We start from the raw sequence: 25,911 nt of genomic DNA, 5'->3' as shown, positions 1-25,911 counted from the left end.
AACCGAGGAAAGAGAGGAGAGCCTGATGGAGAAGCACATGGCCGTCTGCCCGTACTGCGGGGCAGGCTGCAAGCTGAACCTGCTGGTAGAGAACGACCAGATCGTCGGCTCGGAGGGCCTGGATGGCCTGACCAACCAAGGCGAGCTGTGCCTGAAAGGCATGTGCGGCTATGATTTCGTGAACGACACGAAGATCCTCACGCCGCGCCTGTACCATCCGATGCTGCGTCGCGAGAAGGGCGGGAAGCTCGAGCGCGTCACCTGGGACGAAGCCCTGGACTTCACGGCTTCCAAGCTGATGGAGATCAAGGAGAAGTACGGCCCCGACGCCATCATGACCACGGGGTCTTCCCGCGGCACCGGCAACGAGTCGAACCTGGCCATGCAGCGTTTCACGCGCGCCTGTCTCGGTACGAACAACATAGACAACTGCGCCCGAACTTGACACGGCCCCACTGTCGTCGGTCTGATTGACACCCTCGGAGCTGGTTCCATGAGCTGCGGCGTCCCCGGCATGGAGGACGCAGGCTGCTTGTTCCTGTTCGGGTACAACCCGAGCGCCTCGCACCCCATCGTCTCCCGTCGCATCGTCAAGGCGAAGGAGAAGGGCGCGAAGATCATCGTCGCCGACCCGCGCGTCATCGAGACAGCGCGCATCGCCGACATCTACCTGCCGCTTAAGAACGGCAGCAACATCGCCTTCCTGAACGCGTTTGCCAACGTCATCGTTACCGAAGGCTTGGTGGACGAGGAATTCGTCAAGGAGCACACCCTCGGCTTCGACGAGTGGTGGGACACCATCAAGGAGTACACGCCGGAAAACACTCAGGAGATCACGGGCGTCGACCCGCAGCTGCTCCGCGAGGCTGCCCGCATGTACGCTACCGCCGAGCCGTCCTCCATCCTGTGCTGGGGCATGGGCGTCTGCCAGCACCTCCAGAACGTGGAAGCCGTGCACGCCTGCGCCGCCATCGCCTGCGTCAGCGGCCAGATAGGCAAGCCCAATTCGGGCGTGGCGCCGGTACGCGGCCAGAACAACGTCCAAGGTGCCTGCGACATGGGGGCGCTGCCCAACTACTTCCCCGGCTATCAGAAGGTCACCGACCCGGATATCCGCCAGAAGTTCGCCGACCACTGGAACGTGCCGGTGGAGGCGCTGTCGGATCATGTGGGCTACAAGGTTTCCGATCTGCCGAGGCTCATCGAAGAGGGCAAGATCCGCGCCTTCTATAACTTCGGCGAGGATCCTGTCCAAACCGAGCCGGATGTGCCGCATCTTACCAAGATGCTTGAGAAGCTCGACCTGTTCGTGTGCCAGGACATCTTTATGACCCAGACCGCGGCCATGGCCGACGTGGTGCTGCCGGCCACGAGCTGGGGCGAGCATGAGGGCGTCTTCACGGCCTGCGACCGCACCTTCCAGTACTTCAGCCAGGCGGTGCCGCCGAAGGGCGAGTGCAAGCACGACTGGCAGATATTCAGCGAGCTCGCTGAGCGCATGGGCTACGACATGCACTGGGAGAACGCCCAGCAGATCTGGGACGAGGAGTGCCGTGCCCTGTGGCCGGCTGCCTACGGCGCCACCTACGAGAAGATGGCGGGTACGGGGCACGCCCAGTGGCCCATTCCCACGCTCGACCACCCCGGCACGCCGGATCTGTTCCTCGGCGGGAAGTTCACCACGCCGGAGGGCAAGGCGCACCTGGTGGCCCACGACTACCGCGATCCCACTGAGATGCCCGACGAGGAGTTCCCGCTCATCCTGTGCACGGTGCGCGAGGTGGGCCACTACTCCTGTCGCTCGATGACGGGCAACTGCAAGGTGCTGGCCCTGCTGGCCGACGAGCCGGGTGAGCTGCGCATCCACCCCGATGACGCCAAGGAGCGAGGCATCCGTGACGGCGAGCTCGTGCGGGCCTGGTCGCGTCGCGGTGAGACCATGAGTCGCGCGGTCATCGACGAGCGCGTGAACGCGGGCACGGTCTACATGACCTACCAGTGGTGGATTGGCAAGTGCAACAACCTCACCCTGCATCACGTGGACGATCGCTCCCGCACGCCGGAGGACAAGTTCTCCGCCTGCCAGGTAGAGGCCCTGCCCGACCAGAAGTGGGCGGAGCGCCACCTGCAGGAGCTCTACAGCCAGCTCAAGGAGGATCTGGCCGAGACGGCTGCCGCCCAGCACGTCGAGCCTACCTGCGAGGGCGCCGAGTAAGGGGTATCCGCCAACCGACTACATCATTGATGGGATTGCCAATGAACACCTTCATCGCCATCGAGCCGGATAGGTGCATCGGGTGCGGAACGTGCCAAGCCGCCTGCAGCGAAGGCCACCGAAAGGCCGGGCTGCAGGCGGAGCCCCGCCTCGCGCTGACGTTCACCCCGCAGGTGACCGCTGCGGTCACCTGCCATCAGTGCGAGGGGGCGCCCTGCCTCGCCGTATGCCCCGTTGATGCCATCACGCGCACCGACGTGGCCATCGTCGTGGACGAGCAGACCTGCATAGGCTGCAAGCTCTGCGCGGTGGTGTGCCCCTTCGGGGCCATCCACCCCTCAGGCACGTCCACGGCAGGCGTCGCCGGCTTGTCGTTTCCCACGCCTACCCAGCCGAGGGGCGTCTCGCCCCTTCTTGCGTGGAGCATCGGCGTGTACACGTGCGCCGTCAAGTGCGACCTGTGCTCCACCTACGACCCCGAGGGCGGCCCGCACTGCGTGCGCGCCTGCCCCACCAACGCGCTTTACGTGCGCGACGTCACCGCCCTCACCGGCATCCGCAAGGAGAAGATGAGGGCCGCGGCTACCGCGAACCAGATCATGATGAACCGCTCGACGAACCTGAGGAGGCCCTAAATGCTTGAACTTATCGTGCTCTCGCTGGGGCTCTCCTGCGTGACCGCCGTGGCCTCCCTCATCCTGGGGAAGGCGCGGGCGGCGTCGAAGACGGTGGCCTGCGTCGGTGGCATGGCCGCAGCCGTGGCCGGCGCCGCTGGCGGCATCATGGCGCTGTTCGGGCCCGCCGTGTACGTGAGCCTGCCGGGCCCTATGCCCTTCACCGACTTCACGCTCCTGCTGAATCCGCTCGCGGGACTGCTGGTGGCCGTCATCGCCGTGCTGGCCTTCGCCGCATGGCTCTACGGCCTGTCCTACTTTGACGAGTACTACGACAAGGGCATTGGCGTCATCGGGTTCTTCATGAACCTGTTCATCGCTTCCATGGACCTTGTCATCCTGGTAGACAATGCGTTTTGGTTCCTCGTGTTCTTCGAGCTGATGTCGCTCACATCCTACGTGCTCGTCATCATCGACCAGACGGAGAAGTCACTACGCGGCGGCTTCCTTTATCTGGTGATGGCCCACATCGGGTTCCTGATGATCGCGCTGTCGTTCTTCACCATGGCCGTGTCTGCCGGCTCGCTTGAGTTCATGGACTACCGCACCTGCGCCTTCGCGCCGGCTACTGCCACCATCGCCTTCGTGCTCGCCTTCTTCGGGTTCGGGGCCAAGGCGGGCATGGTGCCGTTCCACTCCTGGCTGCCCCAGGCCCATCCCGCGGCACCGTCGAACGTGTCAGCCCTCATGTCGGGCGGCATGATCAAGATCGGGATCTTCGGCATGCTCAAGGTGTGCTTCGACCTGCTGGGCGCCACGGGCGGCCAGGTGGGCTGGGGCGTGCTCGTCATCGTCATCGGCGCGGCGTCGTCGGTGCTTGGCGTGGTGTACGCCTTGGGCGAGCATGACCTGAAGAGCCTGCTGGCTTACCACTCGGTGGAGAACATCGGCATCATCCTGCTCGGCGTGGGCACCGGCATCTACGGTTGGGCCGCGGGGCTTCCCTGGGTGGCGGGCATCGGACTGTTGGCCGGGCTTTACCACCTGGTCAACCACGCTATGTTCAAAGGCCTGCTGTTCCTTGGCGCTGGTAGCGTGCTGCACGCCACCGGCACTCGCAACATGGAGGTGCTCGGCGGCCTGGCGCGGCTCATGCCGTGGACGGCTGCGTGCTTCCTGGTAGGCTCGCTTGCCATCTCGGCCATTCCGCCGCTCAACGGCTTCGTGTCCGAGTGGTTCACCTACCAGGGGCTCATCGGGGCGGCCATGGAGGGCGACCTGTTCCTGCGCATCGTCTTCGCCTTCGCCGTGGTGGCCTTGGCCATCACCGGCGCGCTGGCGGTGACCTGCTTCGTGAAGGCCTTCGGTGTTACGTTCCTCGCTGCGCCCCGCTCCCAGGCGGCGGCCGACGCCCATGAGTCGCCGGCTCCCATGACCGCCGCCATGGTGCTGCTCACCATTGCCTGCGTGGCGCTGGGCCTGGGGGCTGTTGCCGTGACCCCGGTGGTGAACGCCATTGGCGCGTCCCTTACCCTGGCGCCGGAGCTGCCGGCGACCGCGGGGCTCGAGCTTGTGTCCCTCGGCACCGCATCGGTGGTGTCGCCCCTCATCCTGGCGGTGCTCATGGCCGTGGTCATTGGCGCGTGCGCCCTCGTGCGCAACGCGGCCAACCGCCGCGCCGGCTTCAAGGAGGACCCGGCGCCTTGGCAGTGCGGCTACGAGCCCGATCTGTCGATGGAGGTGCTCGCCTCTACGGTGGGTGCCAACGTGCGCGCCTTCATGGGGCCGCTCTACGGCATTCGACATGCGGTCAACCGCGCGGGTCAGGCGGTGGCGCGCCTCTTGGAGCGCGCTCTCAGCTCGCCTGAGGATGCCCCCGTGTCTGCCGCGCCGGCCGCGGCTGGCGCTGGCGCCGAGGGCTCCTCGCGCTACGAGCGCGATCTGCGCCATGGCATAGCCCCGGCCGAGGAGGCGCCTTCGGCGCTGTCGACCTCGGTGCTCTCGGCCGTCGCGTCGGTCGGCCGCTGGTTCAGCCGGCTGGAGAGCGGGGACTTCCGCACCTACATCGTCTATATCGTCGGAGCGCTCGTGTTCTTCCTCGCGCTCATCATCCTGGTTCGATAGGGGGACGCCATGACTGTCATCATCGCTGTGCTCCAGGCCGTCCTCCTCGTAGCCCTCGCGCCTCTCGTGTCGGGTATCGCCCGCAAGATTCGCGCGCGGATGCACTCCCGGACGGGCGCGAGCGTCCTGCAAGACTACTACGACCTGGCTAAGCTCTGGCACCGCTGCGAGGTGCGCGAGGGGCCGAGCGGACTTGTGTCTCGCGCCATGCCGGCTGTGTACCTGGGCACTATGGCCCTCCTTGCCGCGGGGCTGCCCCTCATCATGCAGGCCTGCCCCGTTCCGCTGCTCGGAGACATCATCACCATCCTCTACCTCATGGCGCTGCCGCGCTTCCTGTTCAGCCTGGCGTCCATCGACTCCGGCGCCGCCTACCCCTCCATCGGCGGCATTCGCGAGCTGCTCGTCGGCGTGCTGGTGGAGCCCTCTCTCATGCTCGTGCTGTTCGTGATGGCGCTGGCGGTGGGCTCGACAAATGTGGGCGTCATGGCGGAAGCCGTGGGAACCCTGAGCGCATACCCGGCGGTGGCCGTGGTGGTGGCTGGCGTGGCGTGCGCCATGGCCTGCTACATCGAGATGGGCAAGCTGCCCTTCGACCTGGCCGAGGCCGAGCAGGAGATCCAGGAAGGGCCGCTGGCGGCCTACTCGGGGCCGTCTCTGGCCATGCTGAAGCTGGGCGTGTCCGTGAAGCAGCTCGTGGTGGCCAGCCTGTTCGTGGCCATCTTCCTGCCCTTCGGCGCCGCTGCCTCGCTCGCTCCGGCCGATCTTCTGCTGGGCCTGGTGACCTACCTGGTCAAGCTGGCTGCCGTGCTGTTGGTGGCGGCGGTCATCGAGAACTCGGTCATGCGCGTGCGCTACAAGCTGCTCGGCCGCTACACCTGGTTCGTCGTGGGGATAGCGTCGCTGTCTCTCGTGTTCCTCGTCATCGGAATCTAAGGTGGTGATGTCATGTTCGGTTACCCGCTCGTCAACGTCCTCGGGGCCTGCCTCATCATCACGTCGATGATGGTGGTGCTCGCCCGCGCGGGGCGCACCGCGGCCTGGCTCTACTCCCTTCAGTCCCTCGTGCTCGTGGGCGTGCTCGCGTCCCTTGGTTTTGCCACGGGGTCGGGGGAGCTGTTCACCTGGTCGGCCACGGCCTTCGCGACTAAGGTGGTGCTCGTGCCCGCCATCCTCCTGTATGCCCTCAAGAAGATCGGCGACGACGCCCAGGCCGACCTGCCGCCCAAGCTCAACCCCATGAAGTCGGTGGCGCTGGTGGCTGTGGAGGTGTTCGTCTGCTTCGTGGCCGTGTCGGGCATCGACCTGCCCACGGCTGCTGAGGTCAAGCCCACCTTGGCCGTGTCGCTGGCGCATTTCTTCATCGGGCTCACCTGCATCGTCACCCAGCGCTCCATCTTCAAGCAGATCTTCGGGTACTGCCTGATGGAGAACGGCTCGCACGTCTCCCTGGCGCTTCTGGCGCCTGAGGCTCCCGAGCTGGTGGAGATCGGGGTGGCCACCGACGCCATCTTCGCGGTGATCATCCTGGCGGTGCTCGTGGTTCGCATGGCGCGCTACGCCCACACCCTTGACGCCGATGACCTCTGCGAGCTGAAGGGATAAGCCATGGACTACTCAACATTGCTCATCATCATGCTGGGATGCCCCCTGGCGGCGGCGCTTCTCATCGCGGTGCTGCCGTCCCGCAGCGTTCCGCAGGGCATCTACGCGGCCATCCACCTGGTCTCCCTGGCCGGGGTCGCCGTGGCGGGCCTTGCCCTGGTGGCGTCTGTCTTTTTCGGGGCGGACGTGTTCGCCTTGGGGGGATGGTTTCACCTCGACGGCCTGTCGGCCCTGTTCCTCGGGCTCATCGCCGTTATCGCTCCGTGCACCGGCGTCTACTCGCTGCCCTACGTGGCCCACGACGTGGCCGACGGCAGGCTCGGGCCCTCTCAGGTGAAGCAGTACTACGCCTTCTTCAGCCTCTTCGTGTTTTCGATGATCTTGGCTGTTACGTCGAACAACATCATCATGATGTGGGTGTCGGTGGAGGCTACCACCCTCTCCACGGTGTTCCTCGTGGGGGTCTATCGCACCAAGCTGGCCCTGGAGGCGGCTTGGAAGTACGTCATCGTGTGTACGGCGGGCGTGGCCTTCGGTCTGTTCGGCACGTTGCTCGTCTACGCCAACGCCGCCGACGTCATGGCCGATGCTCATCAGGCCGTGTTCTGGACGGCCATCCTGCCCAACGCGTCTCTGCTCGATCCTTCGCTCATGATGATCGCCTTCGTGTTCGCGGCCATCGGCTTTGGCACCAAGGCGGGCCTGTTCCCCATGCACACCTGGTTGCCCGACGCTCACTCCGAGGCCCCGAGCCCCGTCTCGGCGCTGCTTTCGGGCGTGCTGCTCAAGTGCGCCATCCTCATTGTGCTGCGCTTCTATATCCTGACGGCAGCCAATGTGGGGCCGGACTTTCCCCAGATGGTGATGATGATCCTCGGCGTGCTGTCGGTGGCCTACGCCGCCTTCGAGGTGTACCGTCAGGGCGACCTCAAGCGCAAGCTGGCCTACAGCTCGTGCGAGAACGTCGGGCTCATCGCGGTGTGCCTGGGCCTTGGCGGCCCGCTCGGCATCATCGCCGCGCTTGTGCATTGCGTGGCCCACGGCCTCACCAAGGCGCTTATGTTCTGCCTGGCCGGCAATGTCATGATGAAGTACCACACGCGTGACCTGGGACGCATCGGCGGCCTGCTCAAGGCGGCTCCGGTCACGGGCGTGCTGTTCGTGGCTGGCTGCCTGGCGTTGGCGGGGTTTCCGCCCTTCGCCCTGTTCGTGAGCGAGATGGCCATGATCCTGGCCGGCGTGGCGGCGGACTGCTGGTGGGCCGTGGTGCTCGTGCTGGCGGCGCTCGTCGTGGTCATCATGGCGCTCGTGCGCATGATAGCCGGCTCGTGCCTGGGCCGGGTTCCCGAGGGCGTCTCCCGCGGAGATGTGGGCGCGCTTGCGCTCGTGCCCGAAGCGGTGCTGCTGGCGCTCGTGGTCATGCTCGGCGTGGCGCTGCCTGGCCCGCTGGCGAGCAGCATCGAGGACGCTACTGCCATCGTGATGAACTGCGAGTCTGCCTACGAAGGCGCCAGCCTGTTTGACGACGCCCTCGCAGCGCTGGCCGATGATCCCGCGAAGCCCGAGGAGGTACTTCTGTGATGACTAAGAAGAACGCGGCCCTGCGCCCGGGCGAGACCCACGTGCAGGCGGTGAGGGACGCCTTCCCCGGTGCCGTGCTGGATGCCGCGTGGCAGGCGTCCGACCAGGTGACCATCACGGTTCCCAAGGACATGCTGCCCGATGTGGTGGAGTTTCTCTACTATGGTCGCGGCGGCTGGCTGCCCAATATGGTTGCCAATGACGAGCGCCCCCTCAACGGCCGCTATGCCCTGTACTACCTGCTGTCGATGGAAGAGGCCGATCCGGGCTTCGTCACCGTCCGCACCGAGATAGACCCCCACTCCATGGAATACCCCTCGGTTACCCCGCGCGTGCCCGCCTGCGTGTGGAGCGAGCGTGAGGCCTACGACTTGTTCGGCCTGCGGGCCCAGGGCCTGCCTGACGAGCGGCGCCTCGTTCTGCCTGACGACTGGCCGAGCGGGTTGTTCCCCCTGCGCAAGGATTCCATGGACTACCGGCGACGCCCGGAGCCCGTCACTGACGTGGAGAACTACGAGTTTCTCTATGAGGGGCAGGCCGAGGAGGTCACGGGGGTCCCCATGGGTCCGCTCCACATTACCTCCGACGAGCCAGGGCATTTCCGCCTATTCGTTGAGGGCGAGGAGATCGTCGATGCCGACTACCGGCTGTTCTACGTGCACCGGGGCATGGAGAAGGTGGCCGAGAGCCGCCTGAACTACGATGCGGTCACCTTCCTGGCCGATCGCATCTGCGGCATCTGCGGCAACGCTCACTCGGTGGCCTATGCCGAGGCGGTGGAGAACGCCCAGGGCATCGAGGTGCCCGTGCGCGCCCAGTACATCCGCACCATCCTGCTGGAGGTGGAGCGCCTTCACTCCCACCTGCTCAACCTCGGGCTCGTGTGCCACTACTGCGGCTTCGACACCGGCTTCCAGCACTTCTTCCGCGTGCGCGAGAAGGCCATGGACCTAGCGGTGCTGCTGACCGGCGCCCGCAAGACCTACGGGCTCAACCTCATCGGCGGCGTGCGTCGTGACATCCTCGATGAGCAGAAGCTCGCCACCATCGCTTTTGTGCGGGAGCTCCGCTCGGATGTGGAGGCGCTCGTGGACATGCTCATGTCCACGGCGAACTTCGAGTCGCGCACGGCCGGCGTTGGACGGCTTGATCCGGCTATCGCCCGCGACTACAGCCCCGTGGGGCCGTGCGTGCGCGGTAGCGGCTTTGCCCGTGACGTGCGCTTCGACCACCCCTTCGACGGCTACCGGTACCTCACGGGCCTCAAGGCCCGCAGCCACGACGGCTGTGACGTGCAGAGCCGCACCCTCGTGCGCGTGGAGGAGTTCATGGACTCGCTCACCATGATCGAGCAGCTGCTCGACGGTGCCCCCGGCGGTCCCATCCAGGCCACGGGCTGGCGCTACACGCCGCACAAGTACGCCCTCGGCTACACGGAGGCCCCGCGCGGCGAGGACATGCACTGGGCCCAGGTGGGCGACAACCAGAAGTGCTACCGCTGGCGGGCCAAGGCGGCCACCTACTCCAACTGGCCCATCCTGCGCTACATGTTCCGCGGGAACACCGTGGCCGATGCCGCCATCATCGTGGGGTCGATGGACCCGTGCTACTCGTGCACCGACCGCGTGACCGTGGTGGACGTGAAGAAGAAGACGGAGACGGTGCTCACCAAGCAGCAGCTTGAGTCGTACTGCTGGCGCCGCACCCACTCCCCGCTGGCGGGAAAGGGGGCCTAGGCCATGTTCGAGCTGTTCAAGGAGATACGGAAGGCAGGGGACGCCACCATCGGCTACCCCTTCCAGCCGCTTGAGATGCCGGCGGGGTTCCGCGGCAAGCCCGAGCACAAGGAGCGGCTGTGCATCGCCTGCGGCGCCTGCGCCATCGCGTGTCCGGCCAACGCCATCACCATGGACCTCGATGACGAGCAGGAGTACATCACCTGGGACATCAGCTACGGCCGCTGCATCTTCTGCGGCCGCTGCCAGGAGGTGTGCCCCCTCTACGCCATCGTGCTGACCACCGAGTTCGAGCTGGCCGTGCGTGACAAGGCCGATCTGCGCGAGTCCTGCGCCTACCCGGTAGCCCGCTGCAGCTGCTGCGGGAAGCCCTACGCCGCGGCCAAGGAGGTCGACTATGCGCGGCGGGTGCTCGAGTCGGTGGGCGGCCCGGCCGCAGCCGACGCCGATGCGGTGTCGCTGTGCCTGGCCTGCCGCCGACGCGACGACGCCCTCGCGTTTCAGCGCCAGGCCCGCGTGGCCTCGGAGGAAGGAGGAGCCCGATGATCGAGAACGACTTCCCGGCTCGGCTGCAGTGGCAGCCCGACCCCGTCCAGCTGGACGCCTCGGTGGCCGAGGCCAAGAAGAGGCTCCTCGAGTCCATCAAGCGCTCGGTCTACGTCTACCGCGTGGACTGCGGCGGCTGCAACGGCTGCGAGATCGAGATTTTCTCCACTATCACCGCAGTGTTCGACGCTGAGCGCTTCGGCATCAAGGTAGTGCCGTCGCCTCGCCACGCTGATGTGCTGCTCTACACCGGGGCCATGACCCGCGCGATGCGCGAGCCGGCGCTGCGGGCCTACCATGCCGCTCCTGATCCGAAGATCGTCATGTCGTACGGGGCCTGTGGGTGCACCGGCGGCATCTTCCATGACAACTACTGCGTGTGGGGCGGTACCGACCCCATTCTGCCGGTGGACGTGTACGTGCCCGGCTGCCCGCCGTCGCCGCCGGCTACCATCTACGGCTTCGCCGTGACCCTGGGTCTGCTCGACCAGAAGCTTCACGCGAGCCATCACGTAGCGCCCGCAGGCGAGCAGGCGCCGGTAGCCTTCCCGCTCATACCCTACAAGGTGCGCACCGCCTTCGAGCGCGAGGCGCGGCTCATGAGCGGCTACTACTACGGCAAGCAGATCGTGGACGAGTTCATGATGGCCCTCATGAAGGATCGCTCCGACGCCCTGGCGGCGGCCGACCGGCTGATCGAGGGCGAGGCCGACCTGCGCAAGAAGGCGGTTTACATGGATCTGAAGGCCCTGCTTCTCAGTAAGGTCGTGCAGGAATGACGGCGGGGGAGAGCGGGGACGCTGCCATGAGCGCCTCGGCGGCCGTCCGTCCGACGGCGGCCCACGCCACTGACAGGCGAACGGCCCGAGACGTGGTGTTCTACCGGCTGGGGCGTAAGTTCGTCGATGATGAGCGCTCTATTCCCGAGGAGGCGCGCTCGGTGCTGTACTACACCCTGGCCATCGGGCACCACACGGGCGTCATCGACTGCTTGGAGCCGCGGCTGGCCTCCTCGTGTGAGGTGTTCGACGCCGTTCTCGAGGCTTTAGAGCCCGGAGAGGCCCGCGATAAGTTGGCAGGCATCAAGCGATTCGGCGAGATTGAGCTGAAGAAGGAGCACGTGGGCTTGTTGAAGCCGGCCGTGCTCGCGGCGCTCGCGACTGCGGGCGGCGCGGGGGTCGAGGCCGCGGTGGGCGCTGGGGGCGCCGAGGGGTCGACGCGCGCGGTGACGGCGCTCGATGCGCCAGCGTGGCTCGATGAGTTCCTGCGCCTGCTCGACGAGGTGCAGTGCGAGCCCCAAGTCTACGCCATGGGTCGGAGGGTCTCGTGAGCGCCCCGGGGTGGGAGCCCTCGCCACCGAGCTCGAGCGCCGCGGCCATCCTGGCGGCTGCCGAGGAGGGGGGTCGTGGCCGTTGCGTCGCGTTCTGCGTGGGCAGCGTTTTGCGGGGCGATGACGCTGCCGGCCCGCTGCTGGCCCGCCGGCTTGAGGAGGAGCCGGTGGATGGCTGGATAGCGGTGGACGGGGGCCAGACCCCCGAGAACGACCTGGGCTATCTGCGTCGCCTGGCGCCTCGGCGCCTGCTTCTGGTAGATGCGGCGGCCATGGGCCTCGAGCCCGGTGCCGTCCGTCGCCTCAGCGCCCAGGACGTTGCCGTCCAGTCGCTCATCACCACCCACACGCTGCCTATCACCTACCTTCTGGGGCAGTTGGAGGAGATGAGCGACGAGGTGACGTTCCTCGGCATTCAGCCGGCGGGCACCGCGTTCTTCGACCCGGTGAGCGAGCCGGTGCTGGCCGCTGTCGATGAGCTCCATGCCGTCATAGCCGCCGGAGCAGACTTCGGCTGCTATCCCCTGATGAGCCTGTAATCAACTGGAGAGGAGAGGTAACCAATGCCAATCGAGAAAGAGGATCTGATCACCGTGAGCCCGGAGGCCCTGGCCCCGGCAGCCATTGAGGCCAAGGCCGAGGCTGTCGGCGTCACCAAGGCATCGATGCCTCCGGCGCGTTGCTTCGTGGCAGCTATGCTGGCCGGCGCCTTCATCGGCTTCGGCGGCATGCTCTTCTGCACCTTCCTGGGCGATCCCACCATTCCCTTTGCCGTCCAGCGCCTGGTGGGAGGCGTCTGCTTTTGCCTCGGCCTCACCCTGGTGCTCTGCTGTGGCGCCGAGCTGTTCACGGGCAACGTGCTCATGCTGTGCGCCAAGGCCTCTGGCCGCATCCCGTGGTCGGGCGTCTTTCGCAACTGGGGTGTTGTGTGGGTGGGCAATCTGGTCGGCTCGCTGCTGGCTATGGTCGTCATCTACCTGAGCAATCTCCAGGGGATGAACGGCGGTGCCGTGGGCGAGACCTTCGTGTCGGTGGCGGCGGGGAAGGTGGCGCTCGATCCGGTCGCGCTGTTCTTCAAGGCCATCCTGTGCAACGTGCTCGTGTGCCTGGCTGTGTGGATTGGCTTTGGCGGCAAGTCGGTGGCCGACAAGGTCATCGGGCTGCTGCTGCCCATTTCCGCCTTCGTGGCCTGCGGTTTCGAGCACTGCGTGGCGAATATGTTCTTCCTGCCCATGGGGCTGGTGCTCAACACCCTGGGTGGCGTGGGGGCCGCTGGGGCCATCACCTTGGGCGGCATCGCCTACAACCTGGTGCTGGCGACGCTCGGCAATATCGTCGGCGGCCTGGTGGTGGGCATGGCCTACTGGTTCGCCTACCGCAAGCGCGACTAGCGCGACGGATGGGACGCGGCGCCGGCGGGTGCTGCGGGCGGTGCGGCGCCTGTCTGGGCGAGCGCGCTCGGCGAGTGACGTACGAGCCCTGCAGGCGTCGCGGTGCTTTTCTTGCGGGCCCGGCGGGCAGGATCGGCTGCTGCGGGAATTGAGGCGCCGCCCCTCGTGGGCGGCAGGGGAGGAGCAAGGCCATGAGGGTGATCGATCGCTACCGAGGGGGCGAGGTGGTAGCAGAGAGCTCGGCTGCGCTGCTGCGCCCTGACGGTCGGGCAACGGCGGCGGAGAGGGTCGTGCTGGTGGAGCACGCCCTGGACGTGGCGGTCAACACGGTGCCCACCCTGCGACTCGTCTGCACCCCCGCGCACCTAACCGACCTCGTCATCGGGCGGCTCTATACCGAGGGCATCATCGCCGGCATCGACGAGGTGGATGAGGTGTACCTGTGCGAGCAGGGCACTCGCGCACGGGTGACCCTCGGCTGCTGTCACGGCGACTTCTCGCGACGCGGCGTGGAGACGGTGCCCTCATGCTGCACGGGCAACCGGGTCTACAACCGCTACTTCACCACCGACGCCCCGCCGCGGCCGGTGGAGCCCATCGAGTGGAATCCGTCCTGGGTGTTCGGCGCGGCTCGGGTGTTCGCGGATGATTCCCCCCTGCACCGGGCCACCACCGGCACCCACAGCTGCTATCTCATGGTGGGCGGCGATCTTCTGGTCTGCCGGGAGGATCTCGGACGTCACAACGCCTTTGACAAAGTGGTGGGCGCGGCCCTGCGCCAGGAGATCGACCTGCGGCAGGCTCTCGTGTTCTCGAGCGGTCGTTTGCCGGTGGACATGGTGATGAAGGCCATTCGCGCTGGCATTCCGCTGCTGGCCACCAAGGCGGTTCCCACCGACGAGACCGTCCGGTTGGCTCGCGAGTTCGGCCTTACTCTCGTGTGTCAGGCGCGTCCGGACTCGGCCGTGGTCTACCACGACCCCCTCGGCTGCGCCGCCGTTTGATTCTGGGTCGCGTTGCTTCCGAGGGCGGCGCGTGCTCTCCGCAGCCGCAAAGTGGCCAAAAAAGACGACTTGACGACAGAAATCGGGGGATCCCCGCGCCCGGGAGGCCCCGGGCGCCGCGCGAAGCGCTCCCGGCCAACCACGACCTGGGGTTTTGCTCGCTCGCCGGGCAGGCGCGCCAGGCGTGCTGTCGTCAAGTCGTCTTTTTTGGCCACTTTGCGTGAAAAGACTGCACGAGTGTTCTTGGCGCGTGTAGTTGCGGTGCGGACGACTCAGCGTCCGCCCCTTGCCGGACGCCGCGTGGGCGGCCTCGTGACGACGCAGGCTGTGGACTTTTGGTTCGTGCCCGGCGGCGCGGGTGCGCGGCGCGGCGGCTTCCCCTATACTTGGGCGTTACAAGTTCGAGTGCCTCGAATGGGTATGGGCGGCGCCATGTTCCGAACCTGGTCAGGTCCGGAAGGAAGCAGCCATAAGGGACCGCTGACGAGCGCCCATGCCTATTCGGGGCACTTTTCTATGAAAGGCGCCTCCATGGGAATCATCGAGTTCTTCGTCAACCTGCTGAAAGACCCACGCGGGTTCATCGCCGCCTGGATCATCGCGCTGGGGCCGGTGTGGGTGTACACGCCGCTGTTCCTCATCGTGTTCATTGAGACGGGGCTCGTGTTCTTCCCGTTTCTGCCGGGCGACTCGCTGCTGTTCGCGGCGGGTGTGTTCTCGGCCGACGGCGGCGGACTCAACCTGTGGGCGACGCTCGTCGTGTTCTGGGTGGCGGCCATTTTGGGCAACACCTCCAACTACTGGATCGCGCGGTTCTTCGGCACGCGCATCATCGACTCGGGCAAGGTGAAGGCGCTCACGCCCGAGCGCATGGCCAAGCTCGACCACTTCTTCGACCGCTACGGCGGGCTGACCATCGTCATCACGCGCTTCATGCCGTTCTTTCGCACGTTCGCTCCCTTCATCGCCGGTACCGGGCACATGAACTTCGGGAAGTTCACGCTGTTTAACTGTTTGGGCGGCATCTCGTGGGTGAGCCTGTTCGTGCTGGTGGGGTACTTCTTCGGTGGCGTGCCGCTCGTGCAGGAGCACTTCGAGGTGATCGTGTTGGGCATCGTGGCCGTGTCCGTGGCGCCGGCGGTGATCGGCGCCGTGAAGGCTGCTCTGAGCGCGCGTCGGGCGAAGGCGGGCGATCCGGTGGCCGCAGCCGAGGAGCGCGTGAGCGACGCGGAGTACGAGCGCGAGCTGGTGCGTGAGAAGGTGCGCCGGGCCGAGGCCGAGGCCAAGGAGCAGGCGCGCGAGGCGGTGGCGGCCGAGCGCCGGGCTGCCGAGGAGGCGGAGCGAGCGGCTCGCGCCGAGGCCGGTGGCGCGCGTGACGACGCTTCTGAGCTGGCGGCAGGGGAGGGCGCCCTTGGCGAGGCGAGCGCTGCGGCGGAGGCCGCGCGCCCCGCCGATGTGCCGGTCGATGACACGGCCGCCGAGCCGGCGCGCCGCGAGGACAAGGAGGCGTAGGCCATGGCCGAGGCGCTGTATCGCAAGTACCGCCCGCAGATCTTCGAGGACGTCGTCGGGCAGGAGCACATCGAGCGCACCATCAAGAACGCCATCGACCAGGACAAGGTGAGTCACGCGTACCTGTTCACGGGGCCGCGTGGCACGGGCAAGACCACCACTGCGCGCCTGCTGGCCAAGGCGCTTCTCTGCGAGTGCGGCCCCACGGCGGAGCCGGACGGCACCTGCGCCGACTGCGAGATGATCGCCGCTGGCGAGCATCCCGATGTCTACGAGCTCGACGCCGCGTCGCGCACCGGCGTCGAGAACGTGCGCGAGGAGATCATCGGGCGCGTGTCGTTCGCTCCCACTCGCGGGCGCTATAAGATCTATATCATCGACGAGGTCCACATGCTCTCGACGGCGGCGTTCAACGCGCTGCTGAAGACGCTCGAGGAGCCGCCGAGCCATGTGGTGTTCATCCTGGCGACCACCGATCCGCAGAAGGTCCCCGAGACCATTCACTCGCGTTGCCAGCGCTTCGACTTCCGCCGCATCTCGAGTGAGTCCATCGTGTCGCGTCTTGGCGCCATCTGCGTGGCCGAAGGCGTGGAATTCGAGGGCGAGGCGCTTGACCTCATCGCGCATCGGGCGGAAGGCGGGATGCGTAACGCGCTTACCTCGCTTGAGCAGCTCATCGCGTTCGGCGAGGGGAAGGTCACCATGGAGGTGGCTGAGCGCATGCTGGGGTCACTCGACGTGAGCGACCTGGCCGAGATCGTGCGCTTCGTGGGCACGCGCGATGTGGCCGCGTGCTTCCGCTGGACGGCCGAGTACGTGGAGACGGGTGCCGACCTGGCGCAGTTCACGCGCGACTTTGCCGAGCACATCCGCAACATGTACGTGATGAGCCTGGCCGGCGCGGACGTGGCGCTCGATGTGAGCGAGAGCACGCGTCGCGAGCTGACTGAGGAGCTGCCGCTGTTCGGGCCTGACCGCCTGGCGCGCCTGCTCTCGGTGCTGGGCGACCTGTCGGCGGATCTGAAGACGTCGACGAACCCGCGGCTGTCCTTCGAGATCGCGCTCACGCGCATGGTGCGCCCGGATTCCGACCTGACGCTGGCCGCGCTGGCCGAGCGCGTGGAAGCGCTCGAGTCGGGGTACTCGGCGGTGGCCCATGTGGTGAGCGTGCCGGCTGCGGCGGGCGCGTCGAGTGCGGCTGGCGTGCAGGTTGCGGGGGCCCCGGCGGCGGGTGGCGCCACGGGTGCGGGAGCCGCCCAGGTCGCGGGGGCCGCGGTGGCTGGTGTCACGGGCCCGGGCGTGCAGGGCGGGGCCGGGGAAGGGGTCGCTGCGTGTGTTTCACGTGAAGCGCACGCGGATGGCGCTCCGGCCGCCCAGGGCGCGTCGGGTGCGGAGGCGGCCGGAGCGGGCGCGCAGGCCGCGGTGGCGGACGCGCCGCAAGGCGCGGCGGCTGGCGTGGCGGGCGCTGCCAATGGCGTGCCGGTCGCAGGTGCGGGTGCTGCGGCCGGCACGCAGGTCGCGGGTCAGGCTGGCGTCGCCGGGGTGGCTGGCGCGGGCGGCGCGGGCGGCGCTCCGGTCGGTGTTGCGGCCGGAGCGGGCGCTGCGATGGGAGCGGGCGGCGTAGCAACTGGCGCTGCGGGTGCGCAAGGCGCGGGCGCTGCGGCTGGCACGCAGGTCGCGGGCCAGGCTGGCGCGCAAGGCGCGGGCGGCGCGGCGGCTGGCGCTGCAGATGCCGCTGCGGCGGGCTTGGCGGCGGGTGCGATGCGTGGCGCGGGCGTGTCCGTTGCGGGCGGCGCGTTGCTGCAGAGCCTGCGCAATCCGGCGGCGCTTCAGCGCATGTGGCAGTCGGTGCTCGCTGCCCTGAAGAAGGGCAAGGCGGCCTACGGTGTGCTCTTCCTCAACACAAAGGCCGTCTTTGACGAGGCCTCTGGTACCTTGGCCATCGAATTCCCCGCTGAGAACGACTTTGCCTTCAAGACCGCGCAGGGCGCTGGCGTCCAGGAGGAGCTCGGCCGCGCCATCGCCCAAGCGTGCGGCGTGACGATGCCCTTCATGCTGACGAAGGCGGGCGCTCGTTCTGCTGGCGTGGTGGCTGTCGCTCAGCCGGCCGCTTCGACTCAAGCCGCTCAGTCGGCCGTTTCGGCTCAATCGGCTCAGCCTGCGGCGGGCTTCCCGCCGGCGCAGGCCTCGGGGCAGGTGGGGCAGGTGGCGGCCGCCCAGCCCGCCGCGCAGCCTGCCGCAGCCGCTGCCGGCGCGAACGGCGCGATCGCTGCGAACGGGGCGGGCGGTGTGCTGGCCGGCGCGGCAGCCGGCGCCGTCGGCGTCGCCGGTGCGGCCGCTGCGGGTGCCGGTTCGTCTGGCTCCCCGAACGGGGCGAGCGCGGGCCCGGCGGATCCCAGTGCGGTGCGAGGCCATCACGGCATCGATGCGATGACCGGTGCGTCGATGCAGCCTGGCGCTGCCGAGCACGGCTACGGCGCGTCGGCTTACGACGAGGTGCCAGTGGATCTCTACGATGATGCAGTGCCTTACGACGACTCCGGCTACGGCGCCTTCGACGCGCCGTCCCCTAATCCCCAAACGAATGTTTCACGTGAAACATCTAATCCTGCCCAAGCGGTGGTGCCTCAGGGCTCGGCGGTCGCGTCCGGCCCGGCTGGTAGCGCGTCGGCAGCGGCTGGCGGGCCGGCGTCCGGCTCCGTTTCCGCAGCTGGCGCTGTTTCTGCAGCTGGTGGAGCGCCCGCAGCCGGCGCCGCTCCTGCGGCAGACGCCGCGCCGTGGGAGGACGGCCCCGCGCCGGCGGCATCGGGAGAGGAGCCCTCGCAGGACGACCTCAACGCCATGCTCGCCTTTGGCTTCGGCGAAGGCGTCGGCTTCACCGAGGTGTAGCTCGCGTTGCCGGCTCGCGCTGCGTCCCCCCTCCCGCCCGGCCATCGTGCGCTCGCGTTGCTTCCAGCTGATCGCGTCTCGTGCGTTGAGGTGGGACGCGCTATAGTGTTTCCGGCCGCTTTGGCGGCCCTGATGAGATGGCGCTACCAACGAAGGAGCATTCGCCATGGATATGAAGAAGATGATGAAGCAGGCCCAGAAGATGCAGCTTGAGGCGGCCCGCGCCCAGGAGGAGATCACCCAGATGGAGTTCGAGGCCACGACCGGCGGCGGCATGGTCAAGGTGGTGGCGATGGGCGATATGAGCATCAAGTCCGTGAGCATCGATCCCGAGGCTGTCGACCCGGAGGACGTGGAGATGCTCGAGGATATGGTGATGGCCGCCGTGAACGAGGCACTGCGCAGCGCTACCGAGGCTACTAACCAGCGCATGAACGCCGTCATGGGCGGCATGAAGATTCCCGGCCTGATGTAAGTCGCCTTAGTTTCTTCCCAACTTCGCCGCAGAATGTTTCACGTGAAACATTCGTACGGAAAAATGCCAGCTGACACGCCGTGACGCGCGGCGAAAGCGCGGCTCCGTTCTTTTGTTCCGAGGAGTGCCCATGCAGTCTGCCCCCGCCATCCAGAAGCTGCTCGACGAGCTTGAGCGTCTGCCCGGCGTGGGGCCGAAGTCTGCCCAGCGCATGGCCTACTGGATCCTCAACTCCGATCGCGCCACGGCATTGCGCCTGGCTGAGGCCATCGCGGAGGTGAAGGACACCGTGCACTTTTGCTCACGGTGCTTCAACTACGCGGAGGCCGATCTCTGCGAGATCTGCGCGAGCGGCAAGCGTGACCAGGGCGTCTTATGCGTGGTGAGTGAGCCGCGCGACATTCCGCCCATTGAGCGCACCGCTGTGTTCTCGGGCGTGTACCACGTGCTGGGCGGGGCGCTCTCGCCCATGGAGGGCGTCGGCCCTGATGAGCTGCGTATCGCCGAGCTGCTGGCGCGCCTGGCCTCCGAGCCGGTGACCGAGGTGGTTCTGGCCACCAACCCCAACATCGAGGGTGAGACGACGGCCGCCTACCTCGCGCGTCTCATCAAGCCGCTCGGCATCACGGTGACGCGCCCAGCCAGCGGCCTGCCCGTCGGTGGTGACCTGGAGTTCGCCGACGAGGTAACCCTCGGTCGAGCCCTCGAGACCCGCCGTCCGCTGTAGGGCACGAAGGCGTTGACGCCTGCGCCTTGCGGAGGGGTCGAAGAGCGCGAGGGTGAGCGCGAGAGCGGGGGCATGGGAGACGGGGGCAACGTCGGCTCCGGCTCTCCTGCGGCATGGACAGGCCGTGTGTGGGCGCTAGGGCGGAAATCGCAGGCGCGCGGGACTGCAGACGGCGTGATGTCGTTCGGAGGGGGCGCGAGAGGGTTGCGGGCGAAATCGGGGGCACCGCCGCGTGAGGTAGTGCCAGGTGGCGCCGTTCCCGAGAATGCAAAACGACCCGCACAGATTCATGCGGGCCGTTCATGGCTTCGTTCTGCGCGCAGATCCTGTCCCCTCCAAAAACAGAACTGCACCCTGACGAAGCGTAAGGGTCGAAGCGAATTCACGCTCCTCGCTTAATTCAAAACAATAGTATATCAGGCTGTTCACAGAACACCAACAATTTTTTTCGGCGAACGAACGCCGACCTCGCTGGTGCGTTCTCGCCTTCGAAGGCATCGGCGAAGGCGGCATCGCGCCGCCCGGGCGCCCGGGTGAGACGACGTGACCCTTGGGGCCGGCGAAGGCTGCTCTGCTATACTGGGCGCCGGAAAACAAGGAGGGATCATGGTTAACGTACCCAGCCCTGCGGTGGCCGTTGTCGGCCGCCATAACTCTGGCAAGACCACGCTCATCGAGCAGCTCATCGCGTGCCTGGTGGGACGTGGCCATGACGTGGGCAGCGTCAAGCACCACAGCCATGCCGGCTTCGAGATCGACTACCCCGGCAAGGACTCCTACCGCCATCGGGCGGCCGGGGCCTCCGAGACGGTCATCGCGTGCCCAGGCCAGATGGCGCGCATCAAGACGGTCGAGGAGGAGCTCGAGTGCAGCGAGATCGTGCGCTCCATGCCGGGCCACGACATCGTGGTGGTGGAGGGGTACCGCAAGAGCGGCCTGCCCACCATCGAGATCATGCGCTCCGGGAACCCCGCCGACGTGCATGTGGCCGAGGCCATGCTGAAGGCGGCCCGCGCCGGCGAGCCGTTGGGTACCGACTTCGTGCAGCGCTACCGCGAGCAGGCCCAGCGCGAGAGGGAGGCCGCAGCCGCCGCTGACGCGTCCGCCGCGCCCGCCGCGGAGCCCGGCGCCACGCCCGCCGCGTCCGCCGAGCGCGACCCTCACGCCCACACCGTCGCTGACGACCTGGCGCACAAGATGCCCGACGCCAACACGGTGGCCGTCGTCACCGACATCCCCGAGGCGCGCCAGGCCGCCGTGCTGTTCAACGTCCCCGCCTTCGGCCTGGACGACGTGGACGGCCTGGCCGACTTCCTCGAGGAGCACTACGTTCGCCCGCGCCTGACCGTGGTCATCCAGGCCGGTGGCGAGAGCCGGCGCATGGGCCAGTCGAAGGCCACGGTTCCCTTCGCTGGGCGCCCCCTCATCTGCCGCCTCATCGAGCGCCTGGCGCCCGTGGCCGACGAGCTGGTCATCACCACTAACGAGCATGATCGCCTGGGCTTTCTCGCCGAGGCGTATCCCGACCTGGACATCAAGCTGGTGGGCGACGCCTTCGACTTCCGCGGCGCGCTGCCCGGCCTCTACACGGCGCTTACCGCGGCGCGCAACCCGTACGTGGCCGTGGTGGCCTGCGACATGGTGTTCGCGAGCGCCGCGCTCGTGGTGGCCGAGTCGCTCGTCATGGCCGGCACGGGGGCGGACGTGGTGGTGCCCGTCAACAAGCACGGCTTCGAGCCCTTCCACGCCCTCTACCGTCGCTCTGGCTGCCTGCCGGCCGTGCGCCGCGCGCTCGACCGAGGCGACCGTCGTGCCCAGTCGCTGCTGGAGGATCCGGAGGTGCATGTGGAGGAGTTCTCCCAGAAGCGCGCGCTGGAGGCCGAGCCCCACGGCGGCTGCTTCATCAACGCCAACACCCCCGACGAGCTCAAGCGCATCGAGGACTCGTACCTGGAAGAGTAGCCGGAAGGCCCGCGCCTCGCGTTCCGCGCCGCCCGCCGGCCCGGCTCCGCGCCGCCTGCCTTCCGCAGGAGAAGAGGGAAGCCCATGCCCACGATCAACGACGTGATGGAGATGGCCGAGGCGCTTGAGAGCGCGTCGGTGGTGGCCGCGCCCGACCGCTGCGTGGCCGTGCGCAACCGCAACTCGAAGTGCCGCCTCTGCGTCGACGCGTGCATCGCTGACGCCATCGAGGTGGGCAACAACGAGCTGAAGGTGTCCAACGGCGCCTGCGTGGCCTGCGGCGCCTGCGTGGCCGTGTGCCCGACTGGCGCGCTCATCTCGCTCGATCCCATGGCCGAGGACCTGGCGGTGGGCATCGCCAGGTCGATGCGGGCCGCAGGCGAGGGTCGCGCCGTTTTCGCCTGCGCGCGCATGGCCGCCCGCAACATCGGCGACCCGGACAAGTACGCCGCGGTGCCGTGTCTCGGTCGCATGGTGGAGGAGGACATCCTCGACCTGGCCGCCAACGGAGCGACCGAGGTCGTTCTGGTGGACGGTACTTGCAAGACCTGCAAGTACCGCGCCACCGGCCCGGCCATCGACGCCACGGTGGCCACGGCGCGCACGCTGCTAGACGCCCAGGGCTGCGCGACGCCCGTGACGCGCGTCTCCGAGTTCCCGTCCGACATCGTGGGCGACGCGATGAAGGCCCGCGGCGCGGCCCGCCGCGGCTTCTTCACGAGCGCCACCTCCATGGCCAAGGACGTGGCCATGACCGCGGCGGAGAAGGCCATCGCCGACGCGCTGCACCAGAACCAGAAGAACAAGATGGCCACCCTGCGCGAGCGGCTGGGCGTGGGCAAGACCGGGCGCCTGCCGCAGTTCGAGCCCGAACGCAACTTCCGCCTGCTCGATGCCATGGACGCGCTGGGCGAGAGCGTAGAGCCGGTCATCGACACGCGCCGCTTCGGCTCGGTCTCCATCGACCCTGAGGAGTGTACCGGCTGCGGCATGTGCGTGATGTTCTGCCCCACCGGCGCCTTGCGCCACGCCGACCAAGAGGAGGAGAAGCCGGCTGACAAGCCCAAGCCCGTGCTGGCGAGCCTCGCGCCTGACGAGGACGAGGATCCGGGCTACCGTGCCGTCGAGTTCTCCGCCGCCGATTGCGTGCAGTGCCGCTTGTGCGCCGACTCGTGCCTGCAGGGGTGCGTCTCCGTGTCGTCCGCCGTGGAGACCGCCGAGCTGTTCGACTTCGAGCCGCGACCGCTTCAGATACGCCGCCCCGGCAAGCGCCCCCGCCTCTTCGACCGCCGCCGCTAGCACGGGCCTTCGCGAAAAGTGGCCATTTGCTTCGAAATTCCGAGGCTGTCGGGCCGCTTTGGCTCGATTTCGGGCCTTTTGCTCGGTGAGGCATTTTTGCGACCTGGGGAAACGCTCGCCAGCGCTTAAGGGACGCCTCGTTTACCCTCGGAATTTCGAAGCAAATGGCCAAAAACACCCCGGCTTGCTGCAGGGGGGGGTCGCTGGCACCCGCCCGCCGTCGCCCGCGGCTAGGGGGGTGAGCCGGCGCCTTCTGGCGGCGGCCGCCCGCCCGCGTGACCCGCCGCGCCCGCCCGCGCAGCCCGCCGCGCGTGCCAACCGCCGCCGCTCGCCCGATTCCCGTGTCGTTGCCGTGGGCTGTGCTATACTGACTCCACTTTACTACGGTAGAGTGATGGAATGGCCGCGAGAGGGACGGCCGGCATCACGCCAGATCATACGGGAGGAACTAGCTATGAAGAAGATGAAGGCGCTCGTCGTCGCTGCGGCGGCTCTGAGCCTGTCCGCGCTGCTGCTGGCCGGCTGCTCCGGCGGCACCGCCGCCGACGACAAGAAGGCCGAGGACAAGGCCCCGGCCCAGGAGGAGAAGACCACGCTCATCGTGGGCCTGGACAACGCCTACCCGCCCTACGGCTTCGTCGGCGACGACGGCAACCTGACCGGCTTCGACATCGACCTGGCCACCGAGGTGGCCGAGCGCAACGGCTGGGATCTGAAGCTGGAGGCCATCGACTGGGACGCCAAGGACGCGCTGCTCAACCAGGGCACCATCAACTGCATCTGGAACGGCTTCACCATGGAGGGCCGCGAGGGCAAGTACGCCTTCTCCAAGCCCTACATGCACAACGAGCAGGTGGTCGTGGTGAAGGCTGACTCCGGCATCGACTCGCTCGAGGCCCTGGCCGGCAAGAACGTCATGACCCAGGTCGACTCCGCCGCCCTTGACGTGCTCGAGGACGAGGAAGGCCAGAAGGCCCTGGCCGACACCTTCGCCGGCGGCGCGGCCCAGACCATCGGCGACTACAACAACGCCTTCATGCAGCTGGAGTCCGGCGCCGTGGACGCTGTGGCCTGCGACCTGTCCATCGCCGACTACCAGATGGCGGCCAAGCCCGGCGTGTTCGTGAAGCTTGAGCCCCTGTCCACCGAGAACTATGCCGTGGGCTTCGCCAAGGACGGCGACGCGGCTATGGTCGACGCGGTGAACAAGACTCTCAAGGAGATGTACGATGATGGCACCATCGCCGAGCTCTGCGAGAAGTGGGGCGAGTACGGCATCACCATTGATAACTGGGTGCTGGTCGACTAACGCCATCCCCTTTGGCGCTCTAGTGCGCTAGACTGGGGGCATACGAGGTAACCGGGCGAATGCCGTGGGTCTCCCGCGGCATTCGCTGTCGTATCGGTAGGTTTGCCGAGGGGCCGCGCGGCGGCTTCGCGGCAAGCGATACCGGGCTTGAAGAGGAGGTACGGTGGAATTCTCGGTGATGATGGGCATTCTGGGAGAGGGCTTTCTGCTCACGGCGCAGATCTTCGTCGTGACGCTCGTCGGCTCCCTGCCGCTGGGCGTGGTGGTGGCACTCGCGCGCATGAGTCGCTTCAAGCCGCTGGCCTGGCTGGCCCAGCTCTACATCTCGGTGCTGCGCGGCACGCCGCTCATGCTGCAGCTTATGGCCATCATGTTCGGCCCGTACTACCTGCTGGGCCTGAACATGGGGTCGGACTGGAAGTTCTCCGCCTGCGCCATCGGCTTCATCCTCAACTATGCTGCCTACTTCGCCGAGATCTACCGCTCGGGTATCCAATCCATCCCGCGCGGCCAGTACGAGGCGGCGGCGGTGCTGGGCTACTCGCGGGCCCAGACGTTCATGAAGATCGTGCTGCCCCAGGTCATCAAGCGCATCCTGCCCGCCATGGGCAACGAGGTCATCACCCTGGTGAAGGATACCTCGCTTGCCTTCGTGCTCGGCATTGCCGAGATGTTCTCGGCTGCCAAGGCGTTGGCCGCGCGCGAGGTCTCCATGCTGCCCTACGCCATCGCCGCGCTCATCTACTGGGTGTTCTGCCTGCTCATCGAGTTCATCCTCAACCGTGTCGAGAAGAAGCTGGACTACTACCATGACTAACGCAAACGCTCCCGTCGTCACGCTCGAGCACGCGAAGAAGGCGTTCGGCGCCAACGAGGTGCTCAAGGACATCTCGCTCACCGTCAACCGCGGCGACGTGCTGGCCATCATCGGGCCGTCAGGCGGCGGCAAGTCGACGCTTCTGCGCTGCCTCACGCTGTTGGAGACGCTCGATGCGGGCGATCTGTCCTACGGCGACCTGGCGGTGACGCGCACCAATGACGCCGGCCGCGCCGTCTACGGCGGCAAGAACGTGCTCGCCCAAGCCAAGACGCGCTTTGGCCTGGTGTTCCAGAACTTCAACCTGTTTCCGCACTACACGGTGCTCAAGAACATCACCGACGCTCCCGTCTGCGTGCAGAAGCGGCCCAAGGACGAGGCGGAGGCCCAGGCCCGCGAGCTGCTGGCGAAGATGGGGCTGGCCGGCAAGGAGGACATGGTGCCCTGCGAGCTGTCCGGCGGGCAGCAGCAACGTGTGGCCATCGCCCGGGCGCTTGCGCTCAACCCCGACGTGCTGTTCTTCGACGAGCCCACGAGCGCGCTCGACCCCGAGCTCACCCGCGACGTTCTTCAGGTCATCCGCGATCTGGCGGCCGAGCGCATGACCATGGTCATCGTCACCCACGAGATGAGCTTCGCGCGTGACGTGGCCGACCACCTCATCTTCATGGACGACGGCCGCGTGGTGGAGGCGGGGCGTGCGGCGGACGTCATCAACAACCCCGCGCACGAGCGCACCCGCGCGTTCCTCTCGCGCTACGAGCGGGGCTAGCCC

At 67.4% G+C, this 25,911-nt stretch carries 22 protein-coding genes and 1 other RNA gene; all 23 read left to right on the top strand.

Going from position 1 to position 25,911, the window contains the following annotated elements; genetic code table 11:
• The first annotated feature begins 25 nt into the window (after window positions 1–25).
• The 23 genes from fdhF to AC6I0Y_RS09915 all read left to right on the top strand — a co-directional run bounded on the left by fdhF (window position 26) and on the right by AC6I0Y_RS09915 (window position 25,908).
• A complete protein-coding gene (gene fdhF / locus AC6I0Y_RS10025) occupies window positions 26–2,215 on the top strand; it encodes a formate dehydrogenase subunit alpha (protein ID WP_497731529.1) in 2,190 nt (729 codons plus the stop codon).
• Window positions 2,216–2,256: 41 nt separating this feature from the next.
• Window positions 2,257–2,850, top strand: coding sequence for a 4Fe-4S dicluster domain-containing protein (locus tag AC6I0Y_RS10020; RefSeq protein WP_497731525.1), 594 nt, complete (start codon window positions 2,257–2,259; stop codon window positions 2,848–2,850).
• A complete protein-coding gene (gene hyfB / locus AC6I0Y_RS10015; RefSeq protein ID WP_497731523.1) occupies window positions 2,851–4,953 on the top strand; it encodes a hydrogenase 4 subunit B in 2,103 nt (700 codons plus the stop codon). It begins immediately after the preceding gene.
• Between the two features lie 9 nt (window positions 4,954–4,962).
• A complete protein-coding gene (locus AC6I0Y_RS10010; protein WP_497731520.1) occupies window positions 4,963–5,889 on the top strand; it encodes a respiratory chain complex I subunit 1 family protein in 927 nt (308 codons plus the stop codon).
• 12 nt (window positions 5,890–5,901) lie between these two features.
• Entirely contained in the window at window positions 5,902–6,558 is a 657-nt protein-coding gene (gene hyfE / locus AC6I0Y_RS10005) for a hydrogenase 4 membrane subunit (RefSeq protein ID WP_497731517.1), read from the top strand.
• Between the two features lie 3 nt (window positions 6,559–6,561).
• On the top strand, window positions 6,562–8,139 hold the full coding sequence (locus AC6I0Y_RS10000) for a hydrogenase 4 subunit F (RefSeq protein WP_497731516.1): 1,578 nt from the start codon (window positions 6,562–6,564) through the stop codon (window positions 8,137–8,139).
• The gene (locus AC6I0Y_RS09995; protein WP_497731513.1) at window positions 8,139–9,875 is read left to right on the top strand and encodes a hydrogenase large subunit; all 1,737 of its coding nucleotides are present in this window, start codon (window positions 8,139–8,141) and stop codon (window positions 9,873–9,875) included. The genes AC6I0Y_RS10000 and AC6I0Y_RS09995 overlap by 1 nt, the downstream gene beginning before the upstream one ends.
• A gap of 3 nt (window positions 9,876–9,878) precedes the next feature.
• Window positions 9,879–10,421 (top strand): formate hydrogenlyase complex iron-sulfur subunit, encoded by a 543-nt coding sequence (locus tag AC6I0Y_RS09990; protein WP_160707692.1) that lies wholly within the window; start codon window positions 9,879–9,881, stop codon window positions 10,419–10,421.
• Window positions 10,418–11,200 (top strand): NADH-quinone oxidoreductase subunit B family protein, encoded by a 783-nt coding sequence (locus tag AC6I0Y_RS09985; protein ID WP_160707690.1) that lies wholly within the window; start codon window positions 10,418–10,420, stop codon window positions 11,198–11,200. Before AC6I0Y_RS09990 ends, AC6I0Y_RS09985 begins: the two co-directional genes overlap by 4 nt.
• Window positions 11,197–11,751, top strand: coding sequence for a formate hydrogenlyase maturation HycH family protein (locus AC6I0Y_RS09980; protein WP_160707689.1), 555 nt, complete (start codon window positions 11,197–11,199; stop codon window positions 11,749–11,751). The genes AC6I0Y_RS09985 and AC6I0Y_RS09980 overlap by 4 nt, the downstream gene beginning before the upstream one ends.
• Complete coding sequence (hycI, locus tag AC6I0Y_RS09975) at window positions 11,748–12,290, top strand: hydrogenase maturation peptidase HycI (protein ID WP_370520237.1); 543 nt, start codon at window positions 11,748–11,750, stop codon at window positions 12,288–12,290. Before AC6I0Y_RS09980 ends, hycI begins: the two co-directional genes overlap by 4 nt.
• 24 nt (window positions 12,291–12,314) lie before the next feature.
• Window positions 12,315–13,142, top strand: coding sequence for a formate/nitrite transporter family protein (locus AC6I0Y_RS09970; protein ID WP_497731507.1), 828 nt, complete (start codon window positions 12,315–12,317; stop codon window positions 13,140–13,142).
• Between the two features lie 191 nt (window positions 13,143–13,333).
• The gene (gene fdhD, locus AC6I0Y_RS09965) at window positions 13,334–14,146 is read left to right on the top strand and encodes a formate dehydrogenase accessory sulfurtransferase FdhD (RefSeq protein ID WP_497731505.1); all 813 of its coding nucleotides are present in this window, start codon (window positions 13,334–13,336) and stop codon (window positions 14,144–14,146) included.
• A gap of 412 nt (window positions 14,147–14,558) precedes the next feature.
• An RNA gene (gene ffs / locus AC6I0Y_RS09960) (signal recognition particle sRNA small type) lies at window positions 14,559–14,652 on the top strand.
• A gap of 25 nt (window positions 14,653–14,677) precedes the next feature.
• A complete protein-coding gene (locus tag AC6I0Y_RS09955) occupies window positions 14,678–15,658 on the top strand; it encodes a DedA family protein (RefSeq protein WP_497731502.1) in 981 nt (326 codons plus the stop codon).
• Window positions 15,659–15,661: 3 nt separating this feature from the next.
• Window positions 15,662–18,547 (top strand): DNA polymerase III subunit gamma/tau, encoded by a 2,886-nt coding sequence (gene dnaX, locus AC6I0Y_RS09950; protein ID WP_497731498.1) that lies wholly within the window; start codon window positions 15,662–15,664, stop codon window positions 18,545–18,547.
• A gap of 166 nt (window positions 18,548–18,713) precedes the next feature.
• Window positions 18,714–19,022: a YbaB/EbfC family nucleoid-associated protein gene (locus tag AC6I0Y_RS09945; protein ID WP_160710395.1), complete on the top strand. Its 309-nt coding sequence runs from the start codon at window positions 18,714–18,716 to the stop codon at window positions 19,020–19,022.
• A 130-nt stretch (window positions 19,023–19,152) separates the two neighbouring features.
• Window positions 19,153–19,749: a recombination mediator RecR gene (gene recR, locus AC6I0Y_RS09940; RefSeq protein ID WP_160710396.1), complete on the top strand. Its 597-nt coding sequence runs from the start codon at window positions 19,153–19,155 to the stop codon at window positions 19,747–19,749.
• Window positions 19,750–20,355: 606 nt separating this feature from the next.
• Complete coding sequence (gene mobB / locus AC6I0Y_RS09935) at window positions 20,356–21,711, top strand: molybdopterin-guanine dinucleotide biosynthesis protein B (RefSeq protein WP_497731492.1); 1,356 nt, start codon at window positions 20,356–20,358, stop codon at window positions 21,709–21,711.
• Window positions 21,712–21,795: 84 nt separating this feature from the next.
• Window positions 21,796–23,010: a 4Fe-4S dicluster domain-containing protein gene (locus tag AC6I0Y_RS09930; protein ID WP_497731488.1), complete on the top strand. Its 1,215-nt coding sequence runs from the start codon at window positions 21,796–21,798 to the stop codon at window positions 23,008–23,010.
• Window positions 23,011–23,464: 454 nt separating this feature from the next.
• Window positions 23,465–24,319, top strand: coding sequence for an amino acid ABC transporter substrate-binding protein (locus tag AC6I0Y_RS09925; RefSeq protein WP_160710241.1), 855 nt, complete (start codon window positions 23,465–23,467; stop codon window positions 24,317–24,319).
• Between the two features lie 163 nt (window positions 24,320–24,482).
• Window positions 24,483–25,136, top strand: coding sequence for an amino acid ABC transporter permease (locus AC6I0Y_RS09920; protein ID WP_160710240.1), 654 nt, complete (start codon window positions 24,483–24,485; stop codon window positions 25,134–25,136).
• Window positions 25,129–25,908 carry an amino acid ABC transporter ATP-binding protein gene (locus AC6I0Y_RS09915; protein WP_497731484.1) on the top strand — a complete coding sequence of 260 codons (780 nt, stop codon included), beginning with the start codon at window positions 25,129–25,131 and terminating at the stop codon, window positions 25,906–25,908. Before AC6I0Y_RS09920 ends, AC6I0Y_RS09915 begins: the two co-directional genes overlap by 8 nt.
• Window positions 25,909–25,911 lie beyond the last annotated feature (3 nt).

This window comes from Adlercreutzia sp. St.1H8 (assembly GCF_059728655.1).
The sequence above is the reverse complement of the archived record's forward strand: the minus strand, read 5'-3'. Positions and strand labels throughout refer to the sequence as shown.

Coding starts and splice junctions, on each gene's coding strand:
- AC6I0Y_RS10020 (WP_497731525.1), top strand. CDS start 2,257: ATGAACACCTTCATCGCCATCGAGCCGGATAGGTGCATCGGGTGCGGA.
- hyfB (WP_497731523.1), top strand. CDS start 2,851: ATGCTTGAACTTATCGTGCTCTCGCTGGGGCTCTCCTGCGTGACCGCC.
- AC6I0Y_RS10010 (WP_497731520.1), top strand. CDS start 4,963: ATGACTGTCATCATCGCTGTGCTCCAGGCCGTCCTCCTCGTAGCCCTC.
- hyfE (WP_497731517.1), top strand. CDS start 5,902: ATGTTCGGTTACCCGCTCGTCAACGTCCTCGGGGCCTGCCTCATCATC.
- AC6I0Y_RS10000 (WP_497731516.1), top strand. CDS start 6,562: ATGGACTACTCAACATTGCTCATCATCATGCTGGGATGCCCCCTGGCG.
- AC6I0Y_RS09995 (WP_497731513.1), top strand. CDS start 8,139: ATGACTAAGAAGAACGCGGCCCTGCGCCCGGGCGAGACCCACGTGCAG.
- AC6I0Y_RS09990 (WP_160707692.1), top strand. CDS start 9,879: ATGTTCGAGCTGTTCAAGGAGATACGGAAGGCAGGGGACGCCACCATC.
- AC6I0Y_RS09985 (WP_160707690.1), top strand. CDS start 10,418: ATGATCGAGAACGACTTCCCGGCTCGGCTGCAGTGGCAGCCCGACCCC.
- AC6I0Y_RS09980 (WP_160707689.1), top strand. CDS start 11,197: ATGACGGCGGGGGAGAGCGGGGACGCTGCCATGAGCGCCTCGGCGGCC.
- AC6I0Y_RS09970 (WP_497731507.1), top strand. CDS start 12,315: ATGCCAATCGAGAAAGAGGATCTGATCACCGTGAGCCCGGAGGCCCTG.
- fdhD (WP_497731505.1), top strand. CDS start 13,334: ATGAGGGTGATCGATCGCTACCGAGGGGGCGAGGTGGTAGCAGAGAGC.
- AC6I0Y_RS09955 (WP_497731502.1), top strand. CDS start 14,678: ATGGGAATCATCGAGTTCTTCGTCAACCTGCTGAAAGACCCACGCGGG.
- dnaX (WP_497731498.1), top strand. CDS start 15,662: ATGGCCGAGGCGCTGTATCGCAAGTACCGCCCGCAGATCTTCGAGGAC.
- AC6I0Y_RS09945 (WP_160710395.1), top strand. CDS start 18,714: ATGGATATGAAGAAGATGATGAAGCAGGCCCAGAAGATGCAGCTTGAG.
- recR (WP_160710396.1), top strand. CDS start 19,153: ATGCAGTCTGCCCCCGCCATCCAGAAGCTGCTCGACGAGCTTGAGCGT.
- mobB (WP_497731492.1), top strand. CDS start 20,356: ATGGTTAACGTACCCAGCCCTGCGGTGGCCGTTGTCGGCCGCCATAAC.
- AC6I0Y_RS09930 (WP_497731488.1), top strand. CDS start 21,796: ATGCCCACGATCAACGACGTGATGGAGATGGCCGAGGCGCTTGAGAGC.
- AC6I0Y_RS09925 (WP_160710241.1), top strand. CDS start 23,465: ATGAAGAAGATGAAGGCGCTCGTCGTCGCTGCGGCGGCTCTGAGCCTG.
- AC6I0Y_RS09915 (WP_497731484.1), top strand. CDS start 25,129: ATGACTAACGCAAACGCTCCCGTCGTCACGCTCGAGCACGCGAAGAAG.